17 protein-coding genes and 1 pseudogene are annotated in these 18,893 nt (G+C 74.0%); 13 read left to right on the forward strand and 5 right to left on the reverse strand.

Annotated elements, in window-relative coordinates; translation table 11 throughout:
* The first annotated feature begins 250 nt into the window (after positions 1-250).
* The 3 genes and pseudogenes from ACGFZP_RS13675 to ACGFZP_RS13685 all read left to right on the forward strand — a co-directional run bounded on the left by ACGFZP_RS13675 (position 251) and on the right by ACGFZP_RS13685 (position 2,654).
* On the forward strand, positions 251-1,255 hold the full coding sequence (locus tag ACGFZP_RS13675; RefSeq protein ID WP_392931819.1) for an aldo/keto reductase: 1,005 nt from the start codon (positions 251-253) through the stop codon (positions 1,253-1,255).
* A gap of 110 nt (positions 1,256-1,365) precedes the next feature.
* A complete protein-coding gene (locus ACGFZP_RS13680) occupies positions 1,366-1,956 on the forward strand; it encodes a TetR family transcriptional regulator (protein ID WP_392931821.1) in 591 nt (196 codons plus the stop codon).
* A pseudogene (locus tag ACGFZP_RS13685) lies at positions 1,917-2,654 on the forward strand (ADP-ribosylglycohydrolase family protein). Before ACGFZP_RS13680 ends, ACGFZP_RS13685 begins: the two are co-directional and overlap by 40 nt.
* On the opposite strand, the gene ACGFZP_RS13690 reads toward ACGFZP_RS13685, so the two are convergent.
* Positions 2,621-2,887, reverse strand: coding sequence for a GlsB/YeaQ/YmgE family stress response membrane protein (locus tag ACGFZP_RS13690; protein WP_392931823.1), 267 nt, complete (start codon positions 2,885-2,887; stop codon positions 2,621-2,623). The pseudogene ACGFZP_RS13685 and the gene ACGFZP_RS13690 sit on opposite strands and share 34 nt — an antisense overlap.
* Before the next feature lie 197 nt (positions 2,888-3,084).
* Between ACGFZP_RS13690 and ACGFZP_RS13695 the strand changes: the two genes are divergently transcribed.
* Complete coding sequence (locus ACGFZP_RS13695; RefSeq protein WP_392931825.1) at positions 3,085-4,323, forward strand: glycosyltransferase; 1,239 nt, start codon at positions 3,085-3,087, stop codon at positions 4,321-4,323.
* Positions 4,324-4,387: 64 nt separating this feature from the next.
* On the opposite strand, the gene ACGFZP_RS13700 is transcribed toward ACGFZP_RS13695, so the two are convergent.
* From ACGFZP_RS13700 to ACGFZP_RS13715, 4 genes are all read right to left on the reverse strand, one after another.
* Positions 4,388-5,941, reverse strand: a complete 1,554-nt coding sequence (locus tag ACGFZP_RS13700) for an NCS1 family nucleobase:cation symporter-1 (RefSeq protein ID WP_392931827.1) — start codon at positions 5,939-5,941, stop codon at positions 4,388-4,390.
* Positions 5,938-6,969: a TIGR03842 family LLM class F420-dependent oxidoreductase gene (locus ACGFZP_RS13705; RefSeq protein ID WP_392931829.1), complete on the reverse strand. Its 1,032-nt coding sequence runs from the start codon at positions 6,967-6,969 to the stop codon at positions 5,938-5,940. Before ACGFZP_RS13705 ends, ACGFZP_RS13700 begins: the two co-directional genes overlap by 4 nt.
* 100 nt (positions 6,970-7,069) lie before the next feature.
* A complete protein-coding gene (gene hydA, locus ACGFZP_RS13710; protein ID WP_392931831.1) occupies positions 7,070-8,479 on the reverse strand; it encodes a dihydropyrimidinase in 1,410 nt (469 codons plus the stop codon).
* A gap of 14 nt (positions 8,480-8,493) precedes the next feature.
* Entirely contained in the window at positions 8,494-9,336 is an 843-nt protein-coding gene (locus ACGFZP_RS13715) for a nitrilase-related carbon-nitrogen hydrolase (RefSeq protein WP_392931833.1), read from the reverse strand.
* Positions 9,337-9,749: 413 nt separating this feature from the next.
* Between ACGFZP_RS13715 and ACGFZP_RS13720 the strand changes: the two genes are divergently transcribed.
* From ACGFZP_RS13720 to ACGFZP_RS13760, 9 genes are all read left to right on the forward strand, one after another.
* Positions 9,750-13,019, forward strand: coding sequence for a hypothetical protein (locus tag ACGFZP_RS13720; RefSeq protein ID WP_392931835.1), 3,270 nt, complete (start codon positions 9,750-9,752; stop codon positions 13,017-13,019).
* Between the two features lie 47 nt (positions 13,020-13,066).
* Positions 13,067-13,144: a putative leader peptide gene (locus ACGFZP_RS13725; protein ID WP_101948289.1), complete on the forward strand. Its 78-nt coding sequence runs from the start codon at positions 13,067-13,069 to the stop codon at positions 13,142-13,144.
* A 176-nt stretch (positions 13,145-13,320) separates the two neighbouring features.
* Complete coding sequence (locus ACGFZP_RS13730) at positions 13,321-13,875, forward strand: cysteine dioxygenase (RefSeq protein WP_392931837.1); 555 nt, start codon at positions 13,321-13,323, stop codon at positions 13,873-13,875.
* The gene (locus ACGFZP_RS13735; RefSeq protein ID WP_392931839.1) at positions 13,869-14,255 is read left to right on the forward strand and encodes a rhodanese-like domain-containing protein; all 387 of its coding nucleotides are present in this window, start codon (positions 13,869-13,871) and stop codon (positions 14,253-14,255) included. Before ACGFZP_RS13730 ends, ACGFZP_RS13735 begins: the two co-directional genes overlap by 7 nt.
* A gap of 414 nt (positions 14,256-14,669) precedes the next feature.
* Complete coding sequence (locus ACGFZP_RS13740; protein ID WP_392931841.1) at positions 14,670-15,854, forward strand: ABC transporter ATP-binding protein; 1,185 nt, start codon at positions 14,670-14,672, stop codon at positions 15,852-15,854.
* Positions 15,844-16,512, forward strand: coding sequence for an ABC transporter permease (locus tag ACGFZP_RS13745; protein WP_392931843.1), 669 nt, complete (start codon positions 15,844-15,846; stop codon positions 16,510-16,512). Before ACGFZP_RS13740 ends, ACGFZP_RS13745 begins: the two co-directional genes overlap by 11 nt.
* Positions 16,509-17,186 carry an ABC transporter permease gene (locus ACGFZP_RS13750; RefSeq protein ID WP_392931844.1) on the forward strand — a complete coding sequence of 226 codons (678 nt, stop codon included), beginning with the start codon at positions 16,509-16,511 and terminating at the stop codon, positions 17,184-17,186. The genes ACGFZP_RS13745 and ACGFZP_RS13750 overlap by 4 nt, the downstream gene beginning before the upstream one ends.
* Before the next feature lie 35 nt (positions 17,187-17,221).
* The gene (locus ACGFZP_RS13755) at positions 17,222-18,160 is read left to right on the forward strand and encodes an ABC transporter substrate-binding protein (protein ID WP_392931846.1); all 939 of its coding nucleotides are present in this window, start codon (positions 17,222-17,224) and stop codon (positions 18,158-18,160) included.
* 111 nt (positions 18,161-18,271) lie between these two features.
* A complete protein-coding gene (locus ACGFZP_RS13760) occupies positions 18,272-18,889 on the forward strand; it encodes a hypothetical protein (protein WP_392931848.1) in 618 nt (205 codons plus the stop codon).
* The last annotated feature ends 4 nt before the right edge of the window (positions 18,890-18,893 follow it).

Below are 18,893 nucleotides of genomic sequence, written 5' to 3' on the forward strand. Positions count from 1 at the left end.
GGGGGGGGGGGGGGGGGGGGGGGGGCCCGCGGCCGGCGGGGGGGGGGGGGGGGGGGGGGGGGGGGGGGGGGGGGGGGGGGGGGCCCCCCCCCCCCCCCCCACGGCGGTGACGGATGACGGACTCCAGGTGACGGATGACGGACTCCAGGTGACGAATAACGAATGACGGATGACAGATATTGAAATCTGTCATCCGTCATGCCATAGTTGAAACACGCCAGCCACCCCTCCCCGCACCCAGGAGCCCCCCGTGCCCACCACCCCCCGCACCACCCTCGGCGCCACCGGCCCGGCCACCTCCGCTCTCGGCCTCGGCTGCATGGGCATGTCCGACCTCTACGGCCCCGCCGACGAGGCCGAGAGCATCGCCACCATCCACGCCGCCCTCGACGCCGGCGTCACCCTGCTCGACACCGGCGACTTCTACGGAATGGGCCACAACGAGCTGCTGATCCACGACGCACTGCGCGGTCGCAACCGCGAGGACGTCCAGATCAGCGTGAAGTTCGGAGCCCAGCGCAGCCCCGCCAACGACTGGCTGGGCTACGACGCCGGCCCGGCCGCCACCAAGTCCTCCCTCGCGTACACCCTGCGCCGCCTGCGCACCGACTACATCGACGTCTACCGCCCGGCCCGGCTGGACCCGAACGTCCCGATCGAGGAGACCGTCGGCGCCATCGCCGACCTGGTCAAGGCCGGCTACGTCCGCCACGTCGGCCTGTCCGAGGTGGGCGCCGACACCCTGCGGCGCGCGGCCGCCGTGCACCCGATCAGCGACCTGCAGATCGAGTACTCGCTGATCTCCCGCTCCATCGAGGCGGAGATCCTGCCCACCGCCCGCGAGCTGGGCATCGGCATCACCGCCTACGGCGTGCTCTCGCGCGGCCTGCTCAGCGGCCACTGGAGCCCCGACCGCGAGCTGGCCGGTACGGACTTCCGCGGCCACAGCCCGCGCTTCCAGGGCGACAACCTCACCCACAACCTCACCCTGGTCGAGGCCCTGCGGGCGATCGCCACCGCCAAGGGCGCCACCGTCGCGCAGGTCGCGATCGCCTGGGTCGCCTCACGCGGCGAGGACATCGTCCCGCTGGTCGGTGCCCGCCGCCGCGACCGTCTCACCGAGGCCCTCGGCGCGCTGGACGTCGAGCTCACTCCGGCCGACCTCGCCGCCATCGAGGCCGCGGTCCCCGCCGGGTCCGCCGCCGGGGACAGGTACGCTGCCGCACAGATGGCCCATCTCGACAGCGAGCACTGAGCGCGGCAGACGCCGCCGACGGGCTCGCCGCCGAGCGCCGGACCGCCTGTCAGCCGCACGACCGTGCGCCACCCCGGTGGCGGACGCACCACCCGTAAGGACGTGTCCCCGTGACCACGGACAACGCACTCACCCCCGAGCAGATCCTGAGCGCGGCGGAGGACGTCCTCAGGCGGTTCGGCCCGGCCAAGGCCACCGTCGTGGACGTCGCCCGCACCCTCGGTGTCAGCCACGGCAGCGTCTACCGCCACTTCCCCAGCAAGGCGGCACTGCGCGACGCCGTCACCCGGCGCTGGCTCGACCAGACGCACACCAGCCTCGAACTCGTCGCCATCGAGCCCGGCCCCGCCGTGGAGCGCCTGCACCGCTGGCTGGTGACCCTGTTCACGGCCAAGAAGAAGAAGGCGCTCGACGACCCGGAGCTGTTCGCCACCTACATGGCGCTGATCCCGGAGACCGGCAGCACGGTCGAGGCCCACATCGAGACCCTGATCGCCCAGATCGGCCGGATCATCCAGGACGGCGTCGAGGCCGGGGACTTCCGCCCCACCCACATCGGCACGACCGCCAGGGCCGTGTTCGAGGCGACCGCGCACTTCCACGATCCGGCGTACGCGGTGGAGTGGAACGACCCGAGTGCTCCGGACCGCCTCGAGGCGGTGTGGGCCCTGCTGCTCGGCGGCCTGCTCCGCAACCCCTGAGCAACAGGGGCCGCCCGGCTGCCCGCCCGGCCCCGTGGCACTCGACGGACGACACGGCGACGGCCGCCGTCCTGCTCCGCCACCTGGTCCAGCACGGCGAGGTCCGACCGGACGCGCCGGCCGACGGGTTCGCCGAGGAGTTCACCAGGGAGTACAACCGCAAGTACGGCCCGTCGACGTACCGGGTGCTGCGCGAGATCCGCCGCGGCGACGACTGGCGGGCCGTGACCGCGCGGCAGTTCTGCGGCCAGGGCTCGTACGGCAACGGCGCGGCGTTGCGGGTGGCCCCGCTCGGCGCGTGGTTCGCGGAGAACCTCGACGCGGAGGCCTGACAGGCCGAACTCCAGGCGCTCACTACCCACTTCCACCCGGAGGCGGTGGTGGGCGCGGTCGCCGCCGCACTGGCGGCGGCGCTCGCCACCCGCAGCCGCGGCCGGAAACCGCCCGAGCGCACCGAGTCGCTGACGGAGGTCGCCGATCGACTGCCGGACAGCCACGTCCGCTCCGGGCTGCGGATCGCGGTCCGGCTGCCCCGGAACGGACAGCAGGACAGGCAACGCGACAGCAGCCGGCTCACGACCAGCCGGCGCACGACCAGACGGCTCAGGGCCGGCCGACGGACGGCCAGGGGCCGCGGCCGGACCGGCCCTGCCGGTACATCACGTCAGCTGCGGGAGTTCCCGAAGAAGATCCGGTAGAGGATCAGCAGCACCAGGGCCCCGCCGATCGCGGAGGCCCAGGTCGCCAGGTCGAAGAAGTGCGCCGACACGGACCGGTGGAAGACCTTCGAGGCGATCCAGCCCCCGACGAAGGACCCGGCGATGCCGATCAGAGTGGTCACCACCAGGCCGCCCGGGTCCTTCCCCGGCAGCAGCAGCTTGGCCAGGGCCCCGGCCACCAGCCCCAGCACGATCCACGCGACGATGCTCATCCGTCCGTCCTCCCGCCCTCCGTCGCGGCGGCACCCGAGCCGACCGCTCCACTGCCGTGGACGCCGGCGCACACCTGTCCGGTTCCCGGGCCCAGGGCCGCTCCTGCGGATCACGCCGCCCGCCTGGCGTGGCCCGAAAGAGAGGCCCCATGCGTGGCATCCTCGCCCGGACCGGCGGGCGGCGCGATACTGCGGCCATGCGCATCCTGATCGCCGCCGCCGGCTCCCGGGGTGACGTCGCCCCCTTCACCGGTCTCGGCACCCGCCTCCAGGCGGCCGGCCACCAGGTGGCGGTGGCCACCCACGGCACCTTCGCCGAATCCGTACGCGCCGCCGGCCTGGAGTTCCGCCCGCTCCCGATCGACCCCCGCGAGGAACTCGCCTCCGCCCGGGGCCAACGCCTTCTGCAGGCCGGCTCCGGACCGTCGGCGATCCTTCGACTCCTGCGCCTGGGCCGTGCGTTCATGCCCGCCCTCGGCGACGGCATCGCCGACGCCACCGCCCTGGGCGCCGACCTCCTGCTCACCACCGGCACCACCGCCGCCTTCGGCCAGGTCGCCGCCGAGGCCGCCGGCATCCCCAGCCTAGCCCTGTACCTCCAACCGCTGGCCCCCACCCGCGAGTTCGCCCCGGCCGTGACCGGCACCCGGTCCCTCGGCCGGACCGGGAACCTGCTCGCCGGGCATGCCGTCCAGGCCGCCGTCGACCAGCTCTTCGCCCCCGCCGTCCGCGGGTTGCGCCGCCGCCTCGGCCTGCCACCACGGGGGATCGCCCGCGCCCGCCGCAACCAGCGGATCCTGCACGGCTTCTCCCCCGCCGTGATCCCCCGGCCCGCCGACTGGCACCCCGGCCTCGAAGTCGTCGGCTACTGGTGGCCGCACCAGGACTACACCTGGCAACCCCCGGCCCGCCTCGTCGACTTCCTCGCCGCCGGCCCGCCGCCCGTCTTCGTCGGCTTCGGCAGCCTGGTCGTCCCGGACCCGGAACGCCTCACCGCCACCGTCCTCGCCGCCGTGCGGGCCGCCAAGGTCCGGGCCGTCCTCCAGTCCGGCTGGAGCGGCCTCGGCGCCGCCGACAGCGAGACCGTCCTCACCGTCGGCGACACCCCGCACCACTGGCTCTTCCCCCGGATGGCAGCCGTCGTCCACCACGCCGGCGCCGGCACCACCGCCGCGGCCCTGCGCGCCGGAACGCCCGTCGTCCCCGTCCCCGGCCAGCTCGACGCGCCGTTCTGGTCCGCCCGCGCCACCCGCCTCGGCGTCTCCCCCGGTCCCGTCCCGCTGCACCGGCTCACCGCCCCGCTCCTGGCCGCCGCGATCCGCCGGGCCCTGGACGACCCCCGCCACCTCGACCGCGCACGGTCCCTCGCCGCCACCCTCGCCGCCGAGGACGGCGCCGCCAGGGTACTGACCACCGCCGAGCGCCTGGCGGGTTGAGAAGCCCCAGCCGACGGCCCCGGCGACCGGAAACAGCCCCGCTAGCCGGGCAGCCCCCGCCCCATCACCCCTGTCTGGCCCGGGAGTCCAGGCTCAACAGCGTGTACAGCAGCAGGCCGGCCGCGAAGCCCACGGCCCAGCCGTAGTCGGCGAGCGGCTTCAGCACCGGGATCAGGCCGTCGACGGGGAACGGGCCGGTCGCCGCCCCGGCGGAGTCGACGGTGGAGTACGAGCCGCCGACGGCGAGCAGCCCGCCGACGCCGAAGGAGAGCACGGCGCGCCAGTTCCAACCCGCCCGGTACCAGTAGGGGCCGGCGCCCGGGGTGTAGAGGGCGGCCAGGTCGAGGAGGGTGCGGCGGACGATCCAGTAGTCGGCGATCAGGATGCCGGCCACCGTACCGAGCACGCCGCCGACCAGGCCCAGCCAGGTGAAGATGTACATCTCGGGGCTGGAGAGCAGCCTCCACGGGAAGATCGCGATCCCCACCACGCCCGTGATCAGCGCCCCCGTACGGAAGTTGACCAGACGCGGCGCGAGGTTGGCCAGGTCGTAGGCGGGTGAGACGACGTTGGCGGCGATGTTCACCGAGAGGGTCGCGACCAGCACGGTGACCAGGGCGAAGATGATCCCCGGCACACTGTCGATCTTCGCGGTGAGTTCGATCGGGTCCCAGATCGCCGTGCCGTAGACGGCCTCCGAGCCCGAGGTGACCAGCACCGAGAGCACCGCGAAGGCCGTCATGGTGGTCGGCAGGCCCAGCGCCTGGCCGAGGGCCTGGGCGCGCTGGCCGCCCCCGAAGCGGGTGAAGTCGGGGATGTTGAGGCTGAGGGTGGCCCAGAACCCGATCATGCCCATCAGTCCGGGGAAGAAGACCTTCCAGAACTCGCTGCCCCAACCGAGTTCGGAGGGCTGCGACAGCAGTGTGCCGAGCCCGCCGGCCTTCACCGCGATCCACACCAGCAGGGCCACCGCGCCCACGATGACGAACGGGGCGGCCCAGTTCTCCACCCTCCGCAGCGTGTCCATCCCGCGGTGGATGATCGCCATCTGGACCGCCCAGAACAGCAGGAAGGAGAGCCAGAGCGTCCACGGGTGGCCGCCGAACTCCGCCGCGGTCCGCCAGGATTCGCCGAACAGCTTGCCCGCCAGCAGGAAGATCCCGGAGCCGCCGATCCAGGTCTGGATGCCGAACCAGGCGCAGGCGACGGCGGCCCGGACGAGTGCGGGCAGGTTGGCGCCGCGCAGGCCGAAGGACGCGCGGGCGAAGACCGGGAACGGGATACCGTACTTGGTCCCGGCATGGCCGGTGAGCAGCATCGGCCCGAGCACGATCAGGTTGCCGAGCGCGATGGTGAGGACGGCCTGCTTCCAGTCCATGCCGAGCGCGACCAGGCCCGAAGCCAGCGTCCAGGACGGGATGTTGTGGGCCATGCCGACCCACAGCGCGAGGAAGTTGTAGGTGGTCCAGGTGCGCCCGGCGACGGGGACGGGCAGCAGGTCGTCGTTGGTGAAGCCGTTGGCCGGGAGGGTGACGGCCGGGTCCAACTCGACCCGGCCGTCGGGGTGCTGGATCTCGGGTGCGGCTGCGCCGCCCCCTATCGCGCCGGTTCCGGTCACCGGCGGGCCCCTTCGGCCAGGTGCGGGATGACGTCGGCGCCGTACGCGTCGATGGTCTGTTCGACGGCGTCGTGCATCGCGTAGACGGCGAACTGGTCGACGCCCAGGGCGCGGAGCCGCTCCAGGCGTTCCAGCTGGGTGGCCACCGGGCCGATGAGGCAGAAGCGGTCAACGATCTCGTCGGGGACGAAGGCGGTGTCGGGGTTTCCGGCGCGACCGTGGTGGCTGTAGTCGTAGCCCTGCCGGTCCTTGATGTAGTCGGTGAGGGCCTCGGGGACGAGGTCGGAGTGCTCGCCGTAGTGGGTGACCAGGTCGGCGACGTGGTTGCCGACCATGCCGCCGAACCAGCGGCACTGTTCGCGGGCGTGGGCGAGGGCGGCCGGGGAGTCGTCGTCGGTGACGTAGGCGGGGGCGGCGACGCAGATGGTGAGCGCGGCGGGGTCGCGGCCGGCCTCGGCGGCGGCCGCCCGGACGGCCTTGATCATGTACTCGGTGAGGTACGGGTCGGCGAGCTGCAGGATGAAGCCGTCCGCCTGACGGCCCGTCAGGGCGAGCGCCTTGGGGCCGTACGCGCCCATCCAGATCGGCAGTTCGGCGCCGGACCGCACCCAGGGCAGGTGCATCTCGGTGCCGTCCACCTCGATCGAACGGCCTTCGGCCAGGGTCTTGATGGCGTTCATGGCCTCGGAGAGCCGGGCGAGCGTGGCGGGGCGGCGGCCGGCGACGCGCATCGCGGAGTCGCCGCGGCCGATGCCGCAGACGGTGCGGTTGCCGTACATGTCGTTGAGGGTGGCGAAGAGGGAGGCGGTGACCTCCCAGGTGCGGGTGGAGGGGTTGGTGACCATCGGGCCGACGGTCAGCCGCTCGGTCTCGGCCAGGATCCGGCTGTAGATGACGAAGGGCTCCTGCCAGAGCACGCAGGAGTCGAAGGTCCAGCCGTGGGTGAAGCCGGCCCGCTCGGCGCGGACCATGCGGTCGATGAGCAGGCGGGCGGGCGGGTCGGTCTGCAGGACGAGGCCGATGTCCATCGGGGCGCTCCAGGGAAGGGGCCGCCCGGGGGCCGGCGGTGACGGCCCCCGGGCAGCGGCCGGGCGGGGAGAGGGGGGAGGAAGGAAGGAACGAGGGGGTTCAGGTGAGGTACTGGCAGGTGTCCCGGCGCAGGAAGGCGCCGTGGCCGGCCCGTCCGTGCCAGCTTCCGCCGTCCACGAGGACGGTGCCGCGGGAGATCACCGTCCGGGCGCGGCCGGTGAGTTGGCGGCCCTCATAGGCCGAGTAGTCGACGTTCATGTGGTGGGTGGCCGCGGAGACGGTCTGGACGGCGGTGGGGTCGTAGACGACCAGGTCGGCGTCGGCGCCGGGGGCGATGGTCCCCTTGCGCGGGTGCAGGCCGAACATCCGGGCGGGCGTGGTGCAGGCGATCTCGACCCAGCGGCGCCTGCTGATCCGCCCGTCGACGACGGCCTGGTGGAGCAGGTCCATCCGGTTCTCCACGCCCGGCAGACCGTTCGGGATCTTGGAGAAGTCGCCCCGGCCGAGCTCCTTCTGGCCGACGAAGCAGAACGGGCAGTGGTCGGTGGAGACCACCTGGAGGTCGTTGGTGCGCAGCCCCCGCCAGAGCGCCTCCTGGTGCTCGCGGGGGCGCAGCGGGGTGCTGCACACGTACTTGGCGCCTTCGAAGCCCGGTTCCGCGAGGTTGTCGGTGGAGAGGAACAGGTACTGCGGGCAGGTCTCGCCGAAGACGTTGAGGCCGGCGTCGCGGGCCTGGGCGAGTTCGGCGAGGGCGGAGGCGGCGGAGACGTGGACGACGTAGAGCGGGCTGCCGGCGACCTGGGCGAGCCTGATCGCGCGGTGGGTGGCCTCGGCCTCCAGGAGTTCGTGCCGGACCTCGCCGTGGTAGCGGGGGTCGGTCCGCCCGGCGGCGAGGGCCTGTTCGACCAGGACGTCGATGGCGATGCCGTTCTCGGCGTGCATCATGATCAGCCCGCCGTTGGCGGCGCCGCGCTGCATGGCGCGCAGGATGCGTCCGTCGTCGCTGTAGAAGACGCCGGGGTAGGCCATGAAGAGCTTGAAGGAGGTGGATTCGCCGGAGTCGACGAGGGCGTCCATCTCCTTGAGCACGCCGTCGTTGACGTCGGAGACGATGGTGTGGAAGGCGTAGTCGATGGCGCAGTTGCCGTCGGCCTTGGCGTGCCAGGCGTCGAGGCCCTCGCGCAGGGCGCCGCCGACGGGTTGGACGGCGAAGTCGACGATGGTGGTGGTGCCGCCCCAGGCGGCGGCGCGGGTGCCGGTCTCGAAGGTGTCGGAGGCCGAGGTGCCGCCGAAGGGCAGTTGCATGTGGGTGTGGGCGTCGACGCCGCCGGGGATGACGTAGTGGCCGGCGGCGTCGATGACCTGGGCGTCGCCGTTTCCCCAGGCCGCTGCGGCGTCGCTGCCGGTGGCGGCGAGGGCGGCGATCCGCTCGCCCTCGATCAGGACGTCGGCGTGCAGTTCGTCGGTGGCGGTGATGACGAGGCCGCCGCGGATGACGGTTCGGCTCATGGTGTCGGCCCCTCTCACGCCTCGGTCAGGGGTCCGTAGGCCTCGGGCCGCCGGTCGCGGTAGAACGCCCACTGTTGGCGGACCTGCTCGATCAGGCCGAGGTCGAGGTCGCGGACGACGAGTTCCTCCTCCTTGTCGGAGGCGACGTCGCCGACGAACTGGCCGCGCGGGTCGACGAAGTAGGAGGTGCCGTAGAAGTCGTTGTCGCCGTACTCCTCGGTGCCGACCCGGTTGATGGCCGCGACGAAGTACTCGTTGGCGACGGCGGCGGCGGGCTGTTCGAGCTGCCAGAGGTATCCGGAGAGCCCGCGGCTGGTGGCGGAGGGGTTGTAGACGATCTGCGCGCCGGCCAGGCCGAGGGCGCGCCAGCCCTCGGGGAAGTGGCGGTCGTAGCAGATGTAGACGCCGACCTTGCCGACGGCGGTGTCGAAGACGGGCCAGCCGAGGTTGCCGGGCTTGAAGTAGTACTTCTCCCAGAAGCCCTTGACCTGGGGGATGTGGTGCTTGCGGTACTTGCCGAGGTAGCGGCCGTCGGCGTCGATCACGGCGGCGGTGTTGTAGTAGACGCCGGGCTGGTCCTCCTCGTAGACGGGGACCACGACGACCAGGCCGAGTTCGCGGGCGAGGTCCTGCATCCGCAGGACGGTGGGGCCGTCGGGGACGGCCTCGGCCCAGCGGTAGTGCTCGGGTTCCTGGACCTGGCAGAAGTACGGGGCGTTGAAGACCTCCTGGAATCCGATGATCTTCGCGCCCTGGGCGGCGGCCTCGCGGGCGTACCGCTCGTGGAGGGCGATCATCGATTCCTGATCACCGGTCCACCGGGTCTGGACGAGGGCGGCGCGGACGATCTGCGACATGGGTACCTCCGCAACTCCGGGGCCCAGCCTGGGGGTCGGGCCAGCGGTCTGAGGGTTGACGGGGCGGATCCGCCTGCGGGTCCACGGGTGTTCCACCCGCGAATCTACGTGCGTAGAACGTGGTGCGTAGACCGTAGGCCCGGCTTCGGTGGCCTGACAATACGTCGGACGCAACGCGGTTGGGGCGGTCTTGTTGCGCTGACACGCGGGGTCTCCCGGATGGGATGAAACGGTCATCTACCCCGCGAGCCTCCTTCTTACTCATTTGAGTGAATCCCTGTGCGAGGTACTGCGTGTCGGGGTAGGAAGCGCCATGATGCTGCTCCGGTCCGTCACCGGCCGGCATCGGAGGGTCACAGCCGGGGTCGCCCGGCGGAAGCGGTCGGGCAGGAGTGGTCACGGGGGAGGTGGACGTGACGGCGGCACAGGAGCAGCACAAGCAGGCGGTACCGCAGGCGGAGTCGGTGCAGGCGGAGTCGGTCCGGCCCGCCGCGCGGCGGGCCGGTCGAGGCGGCCGGCGCCTGGCCGCCTGGGCCCGGGAGTCGGCGCGGCGGCCCCCGGTACCGGCGTGGGCGGGGCTGCTGCTCGGCCTCGGATCGCTGCTTCCGGCCGTGTCGGGGAGCCTGCTGTTCGCCCACCGCGCCCCGCCGGTGCAGGACGTCCGGCTGCAGCTGGCCGGCTCCCGTGCGGCGGCCGCGGCCGTGGTCGGCGACCGCCTCGGCGCCTACCGCACCGCCCTTCGGGCCGACTACTGGCTGCTCGGCGGCTACACCCTGACCCTGCTCGCCGCCTGCCTGTTGGGGGCGTACGTCGCCTCCCGGCCGCGGACCAGGATCGTCGCACTCGGTGCGGCGGGCGGCGCGCTGCTGGCCGGCCTGTGCGACCTCGCGGAGGACGTGCTGCTCGGCGCCGGCCTCGACCGGCTCGCGGCCGGCGGCGGCTCCGACACCCCCTTCGCCGTCGCCGCGGCCCTCGCCACCGTCAGATGGCTGCTGCTCCTGCCGGTCGGGGGGTTCGCGCTGGCCGCGCTCGCCGTCACGCTCGGCCGCGCCCTGCCCGCCGCCCTCCGGCGCGACCGGCCCCGCCGCCCGTCCGCCCCCGGCGGCCCGCCCGAGGGTCCGCTCGACCCGCCCGGGACCGCCCCGCCCTCCGCGGGCGGCCAGGGCGGCCCCGAGCTGATCCCGCCCTGGCCGGTGGCCACGGCGCACGGCGGGCGCTGGCCGCCCGACCGCCGCGCCCACCCGCCGCTCGACCAGCACGCCCGCTGGCGCAACGGCGCCCGGGTGCCGCCCGGCCGGGAGCACGCCCGGCTCGGCTTCTGCGTCTCCGGCGGCGGGATCCGCTCGGCCTGTGTCACCCTCGGCGCACTGCAGGCGCTGCGCCCCTGGCTGCAACAGGCCCGCTACCTGGTCTCCGTCTCCGGCGGCGGGTACACGGTCGGGGCGCTGCAGCTGGCGCTCAGCGACTCCGCGCCCGGCTGCCCGGTGCCCGTCGCCTCCGGCCTGACCTCGGACAACGTCATGGAGCCCGGCTCACCCGAGGAGGACCACCTCCGGCGCCACTCCAAGTACCTGGCCGACGGCGCCGGCCAGTGGCTGGTCGCCCTCTGGACGCTGCTGCGCGGCCTGGTCGCCGCGCTGACGCTGCTGCTCGCCGCCGTGCTGGTGGTCGGCCTCGGGCTCAGCCAGTTCTACCGCCTGGTGCCGCTGACCGACCTGGACGGCCTGGCCGCGATCGGCCTGGGCACCGGCGGCGGCGCCCGTCTCGACCCGCTCGACCTCCGACGGCCCGCCGTCGGAGCCGTCCTCGGGCTGGGGGCGGCCGCCGTCGGCTGCCGGCTGCTGTGGCTGCTGGCCTTCCCCCTGCTCGGCTGGGACAACCCGCTGCCCCGCACCCTGCGGCGGCTCTCGCACGCGGCCCTCGCGCTGGCCGCGCTGGTGGCCACCGGCACCCTGGCGCTGCCGGGCCTGGCCTGGGGCGCGGTCCGGCTGCAGCAGGCGATGGCGGTCGACGCGGGCCGGACCGGCGCCGGCCTCAGCGCCACCGTGCTGCTCAGCTATCTGGCGCTGCTGCTCGGCATACTGTGGCGCGGACGCCGGGCGATCGAGCTCGGCGCGACCGGCCTCGGCCGCCTGCTGCGCGGCACCCGGCAGGCCGGCGGACTGGCCGGCGGCGCCGCCGAGTACCTGACGGTGTGGGCGGCCCTCGCGGCGCTGTCGGTCGGGGCGCTGCTCGCCCTCGGCTGGGCGGTCGCCACCGGCCGCGACTGGCCCGTCCTCGCCCAGGTGCTGCTGCCGGTGGTGCTGGGCGCCGTCGGACTCAACCTGGACCAGACGTGGATGAGCCTGCACCCGTTCTACCGGCTCCGGTTGGCCTCGGCCTTCGCCGTCCGGCGGGCCACCGAGGACGGCGAGGCGCTGGCCCGCCCGTACCCGTTCTTCCGGGAGCCGACCTGGCTCAGCCACTACGGCGCCCGGCACCCCGGCTTCCCTCAGGTGATCTTCGCGGCCGCGGCGAACCTGTCCGGCAGCTCCCGTACGCCACCCGGTCGCCGGGCGGTCTCGTTCACCTTCTCGCACGACTACGTGGGCGGTCCGGACGTCGGCTACGCCCGGACGGACCTGCTGGAGCGGCGCACCCGCGGGCACATCGCCCGGGATCTGACGGTGCAGTCCGCGATGGCCGTCTCCGGCGCCGCGTTCTCCTCCGCGATGGGCCGTCAGTCAAGGGCCTACCAGGGGCTGTTCGCCGTCACCAACTCCCGGCTCGGCACCTGGCTGCCCAACCCCGCCGCACTCGCCGCGCAGTGGGCGCCCGAGCAGGACTGGCGGCGTGCGCCGCAGCCGGCCGTGCGCCGCCTCCAGTACCAACTGCGGGAGCTGTGCGGGCGCTTCCCGATGGACGACCGCTTCCTTCTCACCACCGACGGCGGCCACTACGAGAACCTGGGGCTGGTCGAGCTGCTGCGGCACGGCGTACGGACGGCGGTCTGCGTCGACGCCAGCGGGGACACCTCCTACGCCGCCACCCTCGCGGCGGCGATCACCCTCGCCCGTGAGGAGCTGGGCATCGTCATCACCCTGCACGGGCCCGAGCGGTTGATCCCCGGCAGCGCGGCGACGGACCGGCAGCCCGACAGCGGGGCCGGGGGCGGGCCCGGCGAGGGGCGGTCGGCGCCGTTGCGCGGGCTGGCGGCGCAGCTGGCCGCGCGGCTCTCCGCCACCGTGGTCGTGACCGGGGACATCCACTATCCGGATCCGCTCGACCTCGGCCGGAGCGGCGCCGGAGCGGACGGCGGCGGGGACGGTGGCGGGGGCGGTGGGCAAGGATCGGACGGCGGCGGTACGGGCGGCGGCGGTGCGGGCGGGGGCGGGCGCCGCGGCACGCTGGTCCTCGTCCAGGCCGTACTCACCCCCGGGATGCCGTACGAGCTGCACTCCTACGCGGTCGCCAACGCGGCCTTCCCGAACGACAGCACCAGCGACCAGTGGTTCGACCACCGCCAGTTCGACGCCTACCAGACGCTGGGCCGCTACCTGGGCGAGCAGGCGGCGCCCGTGATCAAGGCGGCGCTGGCCGCGGCGGACGGCGCGGCGCCGAGCAGCGGCGCGGCCGCCGCCGAGGCGCCCGGCGCCGCACCCACCCCGGCCCCTCCCCCGCCCCGGCGCGCCGCGCAGGGGTGACGGGGCTCGCTTGACTCGTGCCCGCTTCGTCGGGAAAGATCCGGCGCATGGACTCCGGCACCACTCTGGTATGCCGCCTGCACGTCGATCTGCGACGCCAGGCGAGTTCCATCTGTGCCTGTTGACCTTGCTCCTTCCCGCCGGTCCTGCCCTGTGACGTCTTCCGGGGCCCGCACCGCGCACTCGTCTCCGCGTTCCTGACGCGCCCCGCCGGGCGCACCCTGCCGCCGTGTCGGCGCGCCCGCCCCCGGGCTCCGCCACCGCGCGACTCCGTCTCTCCCGCCTTCCCCGAGGACGCCTCATGAGCCTGGACCTCGCCCCCGACCACGCCCCTTCCCCGGCCGCCGCCACCTCCACCTCCACTGCCACCGCATCGGCGGGACCGGTCGAGGAGGCCCCCGCCCCTCTGGCGCCGGGCGCGCTGCGCGAGATCGTCCGCGGGCTGGCCGAGCAGCCCGAGCAGTGGATCCACCACGTCCGGCTCTCCATGGAGGAGCGCTGGTACCGGCGGCTGGCCGCCGACCAGGACCACGAGGTCTGGCTGATCAGCTGGCTGCCCGGCCAGTCCACCGGGTTCCACGACCACGGCGGCTCACGCGGCGCGTTCACCGTCGCACTCGGCGAGCTGGAGGAGCTGTCCCTGGGCGGCCCGGAGCAGGGCCTGCTGATCCGGCGGATCCCGGCCGGCACCGTCCGCGCCTTCGGCCCGGAGTACGTGCACGACGTCCGCAACACGACGGCCGGACCGGCCGTCACCATCCACGCCTACTCGCCGCCGCTGAGCGAGATGGCGCACTACGACCTGCGGGCCGGCGGGCTCGTCCGCACCTCGGTGGAAGGACCGGAGCAATGGTGACCACGATCGACGACCTGGTGGAGCGCGCCCGCGAGGGCGTCCACCGCCCCCGGGCCCGCGAGGCCTACGACGCACACCTGGAGGGCGCGCTGCTGGTGGACATCCGGCCGGCCGCCCAGCGGGCCGCGGAGGGGGAGATCCCCGGTTCGCTGGTGATCGAGCGCAACGTGCTGGAGTGGCGGCTCGACCCGACGGGCAGCCACCGCATCCCGGAGGCGTCCGGGTACGACGTGGAGGTGATCGTGGTCTGCTCGGAGGGCTACGCCTCCAGCCTGGCCGCCGCCTCCCTGCGGGAGCTCGGGCTGCACCGGGCGACCGACCTGGACGGCGGCTTCGTCGGCTGGGCCGCCGCCGGGCTGCCGACACGTCAGGGCGGCTGAGCGGCCCAGCGGCGGTAGCGGCAACCGGCGCCAGCGGCGCCGCAGCGGCTGAACGGCTCACCGGCTGTACCGCGGTACGACCGAGGGCCGCAGCCGCCGCAGGGCCGCGGCAGGGCCGTCGCAGCGCCGAGGCACCGCGACGGCCGATCCCACCCGCCCGACCGTCACCCGGCGGCCCGGGCCGTCCCACCTGGTGGTAATTCAGGGACAGGAGGTAATTCAGGTCATAGGCTGATCAGAGTTTCCGCCGGTCCAAAGCTGGGCAGCCACGCGGGCGGAAGAACGCCCAGGCAGGTAGGACGAGAGGTGTCCCCGACATCACGGACAGTCACCTACCGGCAATCCGCCACCGACCGACAGACCGCCACCATCGGCGCCGCCACCACCCGGGGCGCCCGAGCTAGGAAACTCCTCTTGATCAGATTCGACGGCGCGGGCAAGCGCCACCCCGACGGCACGATCGCCGTCGGGGGCCTCGACCTCGACGTTCCGACCGGCCGGATAACCGTGCTGGTCGGCCCGTCCGGCTGCGGCAAGACCACCCTGCTGCGCATGGTCAACCGGATGGTCGAACCGACCTCGGGCCGGGTGCTGCTGGACGGTACCGACGTCGCCGAGCTGGAGCCGGCCAAGCTGCGCCGCGGCATCGGGTACGTGATCCAGCAGGCCGGGCTCTTCCCGCACCGCAAGGTGATCGACAACATCGCCACGGTCCCGTACCTGCTCGGCTGGGACCGCCGCAAGGCCCGGGCCCGCGCCGCCGAGCTGCTGGAGCTGGTCGGCCTTGCGCCGGAGACCGGCAAGCGCTACCCGTTCCAGCTCTCCGGCGGCCAGCAGCAGCGGGTGGGCGTGGCCCGGGCGCTCGCGGCCGACCCGCCCGTCCTGCTGATGGACGAGCCGTTCAGCGCCGTCGACCCGGTGGTCCGGGCGGGCCTGCAGGACGAACTCCTGCGACTGCAGTCCGAGCTGCAGAAGACGGTGCTGTTCGTCACGCACGACATCGAGGAGGCCGTCCGGCTCGGCGACCAGGTCGTGGTGCTGCGCGAGCAGGGCCGGATCGCCCAGCTCGCCGACCCGCACACGCTGCTCACCGCGCCCGCCGACGACGGCGTGGCCGCCTTCCTCGGGCGCGACCGCGGACTGCGCGGGCTGGGCCTGCGGTCGGCCGGCGCCGTCGTCACCCGCCCGGTGGCCGCCGGGCTGCGGTACGACGGCTGGGAGCTGGCGCTGGACGACGAGCGGCGCCCGATCGGCTGGATCGACCGGACCGCCGTCACCTCCGAGCTGCACCCGGCGGCCGGCTACCGGCCCGAGAGCGACACCCTGCGCACCGCGCTGGACGCCGCCGTCCTCTCCCCCGCCGGGGTCGCGGTCGCGCTGGACGCCGACGGCCGGGCCACCGGCACGGCCACCCGGGAGGCGGTCCTCGCCGCGCTCGCGGTACCGGCCGCACCCGCCGAACGGGCCCCCGCAGCCGCCGCGGCCGCACCAGCCGCACCGACTGCCGCGGCCGCACCGACTGCCGCGGCCACGCCGGCCGTCCCGGCCGGCCAGGACGTCGCCGGTGTCCCGCAGGAGGGCGCTCCCGGTGGACGATGAACCGATCGTCCGCTGGTACTGGATCGGCGACCACCTCGGCTACCTGGGCGACCTGCTGCGCGACCACGCCGTGATCGCCCTGCTCCCGGTGCTGATCGGACTGCTGGTGTCGGTACCGCTGGGTCTGGCCTGCACCCGCTACCCCCGGCTCTACCAGCCGTTCGCCGCCGTCTTCAACGTCGTCTACGCGCTGCCCTCGCTGGCCGTGTTCGTGGTGCTCATCCCCTACACCGGGCTGGCCACCCAGGCCACCGTGATGATCCCGCTCACCTTCTACGCGATCGCCGTCCTGCTGCCGACCACGGTGGAGGGGCTGCGCGCCGTCCCGGAGTCCGTCCGGCAGGCGGCGACCGCGATGGGGTACGGGCCGTGGCACCGGCTGGCCTCCGTCGAACTGCCGGCCTCCGTCCCGTACCTGGTCGCCGGGCTGCGGGTGGCCGCGGTCTCCAGCATCTCGCTGGCGAGTGTGGGCGCCCTGGTCGGCCGCGGCGGTCTCGGCTACCTGTTCATCGACGGCTTCCAGCGGACCTTCCCGACCCCGATCGTGGCCGGGATCGTGCTGATCGCGGCGCTCGCGCTGGCCGTGGACCTGCTGCTGGTCGGCGCCCGGAGGGTGCTCGCGCCGTGGGCCGTCCGCGAGAAGGGGGCGGTCCGATGAACTGGCTCTCCTGGCTGGGGGACTTCTTCTCCTCCCCCGACCGTCGCAGCGGCCCGGACTCGATCGTGAACCGGGTCGCCGAGCACCTGCTGCTGTCCGGTGAGGCGCTGCTGTACGCCGCACTGCTGGCCGTCCCGCTCGGGCTGCTGATCGGCTACACCGGGCGCGGCGCCACCGCCGTCACCTCACTGGCCGGCGCCGCCCGCGCGCTGCCCACGCTGGGGCTGGTCACGCTGGCGGTCCTGCTCGCCGGGGTCGGCGACACGGCCGTGCTGATCCCGCTGGTCGCGCTCGCCGCGCCGCCGCTGCTGGTGGCCGCCGTCGAGGGGGTGCGCGGCACCGACCCGGACGTCCGGGACGCGGCGCGGGGCATCGGGCTGACCCACCCGCAGGTGCTGTGGCAGGTCTGCGTGCCGTCCGCGCTGCCGACCCTGCTGGCGGGGTTTCGCACCGCGACCGTGCAGGTCATCGCGACGGCGACGGTCGCCGCGTACGTGGGCCTCGGCGGCCTCGGCCGCTACGTCATCGACGGGCTGGCCACCCGGAACTTCGCGGTGACGGTGGGCGGTGCGCTGCTCGTGGTGCTGCTCGCGGTCGGCGCCCAGCTGTTCTTCGCCCTGCTCGCCCGGTACGCGCTCCCGCCCGGGCTGCGTGCCCAGCGCCGGGCCCGCTGATCCTCCCACCCGTTCCCGAAAGGACACACATCACCATGTCGACATCCGCCCACCGTGGCAACGGCCGCCGCCTCCTGGTTCTCGGCACCCTCTCCGCGCTCGCCCTCGGCGCCACCGCCTGCGGCTCCTCCGGCGGCGACCCGCTGGCCTCCGGCTCGAAGACCGGCGGATCCGGCGACGGCGCGGGCTCGACCGTGGTGGTCGGCTCGGCGAACTTCCCCGAGAACGTCCTGCTCGGCTCGATCTACTCGCAGGCGCTGAAGGCCAAGGGCGTCAAGGTCGAGGAGAAGTTCAACATCGGCAGCCGCGAGCTGCTCTACGGACAGCTCAAGGACGGCAGCCTGACCGTGCTGCCCGAGTACAACGGCGCGCTGCTCGCCTACCTGGACCCCAAGACGACCGCCGCCACCAAGGAGGAGGTCAACGCGGCGCTCGCCACCACCCTGCCGGCCTCGCTGGGCCTCCTCGACTCCTCGCCCGCCGAGGACAAGGACTCGCTGAGCGTCAGCCAGGAGAGCGCCGACAAGTACCAGCTGAAGAGCATCACCGACCTGGCCGCCAAGGCGGGCGAGTTCACCATCGGCGGCCCGCCGGAGTTCAAGACCCGCCGCGAGCAGCAGCTCAAGGACGTCTACGGGCTGACGTTCAAGGAGTGGAAGCCGACCGGCGAGACCACGGCCAACGCCCTGAAGGACGGCTCGGTCCAGGTCGGCAACGTCTTCACCACCGACCCGAAGATCACCCAGCTGAAGCTCGTGCCGCTCTCCGACCCGAAGAACATCTTCGGCGCGCAGAACGTCACCCCGCTGGTGAACAAGGCGGGCGTGGACGCCAAGGCGTCGGCCGCGCTCAACGCGGTGTCGGCGAAGCTGGACACGGCGGGCCTGTCCGGGCTGATGAAGCGGGTCGCCGTGGACAAGGAGGACCCGTCGGCGGTCGCCAAGGACTGGCTGAAGGCCAATGAGCTGAGCTGAGCCGGGGGTGGTTCGGGCCGCAGCCGGGTGGACCCGGCTGCGGCCCGGGTGGCGGGTGCGGGTCCGGAAGGGATCTTCCCTTGAACGGCGCGAACATGACAGTGTGACGGGATGCGCACTCGTCTCCTCGCCGCCACCCTCACGGCATTCGCCGCGGTGAGCCTCGCCGCCTGCTCCAGCTCCGGGTCCGGGACCACCTCCGCCGCGACCGCCCCGAGCGCCACCGCCCCGAGCGCCACCTCGGCCACCACGCCCGCCGCCTCCCCGGCCGATCCCACGGCGCCCGCTTCCGCACCCGCATCGGCCTCCGCGCCCGCGCAGGCCCCCACGACCGGCGCCCCGGTGCCGCCCGCGTCGCCCGCACCGTCGGCGCCCGCCACCGACGCACCGGCCCCGGACGCGACCGCCCCCGGCGCCCCCGCACCGTCCAAGCCCGCACCGCCCGCCGACGCCGGGCTGCCCACCAAGCCGGGTACGGACGGCTCCGCCCAGCTGGTCGCCGCGTTGGACGCGATCGACCCGGCGATCGTCGACGGCAAGCCCGAGCAGGCCGTCGACCGGGCCCGCAACCAGTGCCAGTCGATGTACCAGTTCCCGAAGGACCGCGCCAAGCTGGTCGAGCTGGCCAACCAGCGCTTCACCACCCCGGACCACCCGCAGGGCTTCGGCGCCGAGAAGGCCGAGAAGATCATCGACGCGCTGCGCGGCACCCTCTGCCCGCCGGCCTGAGGCC

The organism is Kitasatospora sp. NPDC048239 (assembly GCF_043202015.1).
Classification (GTDB): Bacteria; Actinomycetota; Actinomycetes; order Streptomycetales; family Streptomycetaceae; genus Kitasatospora.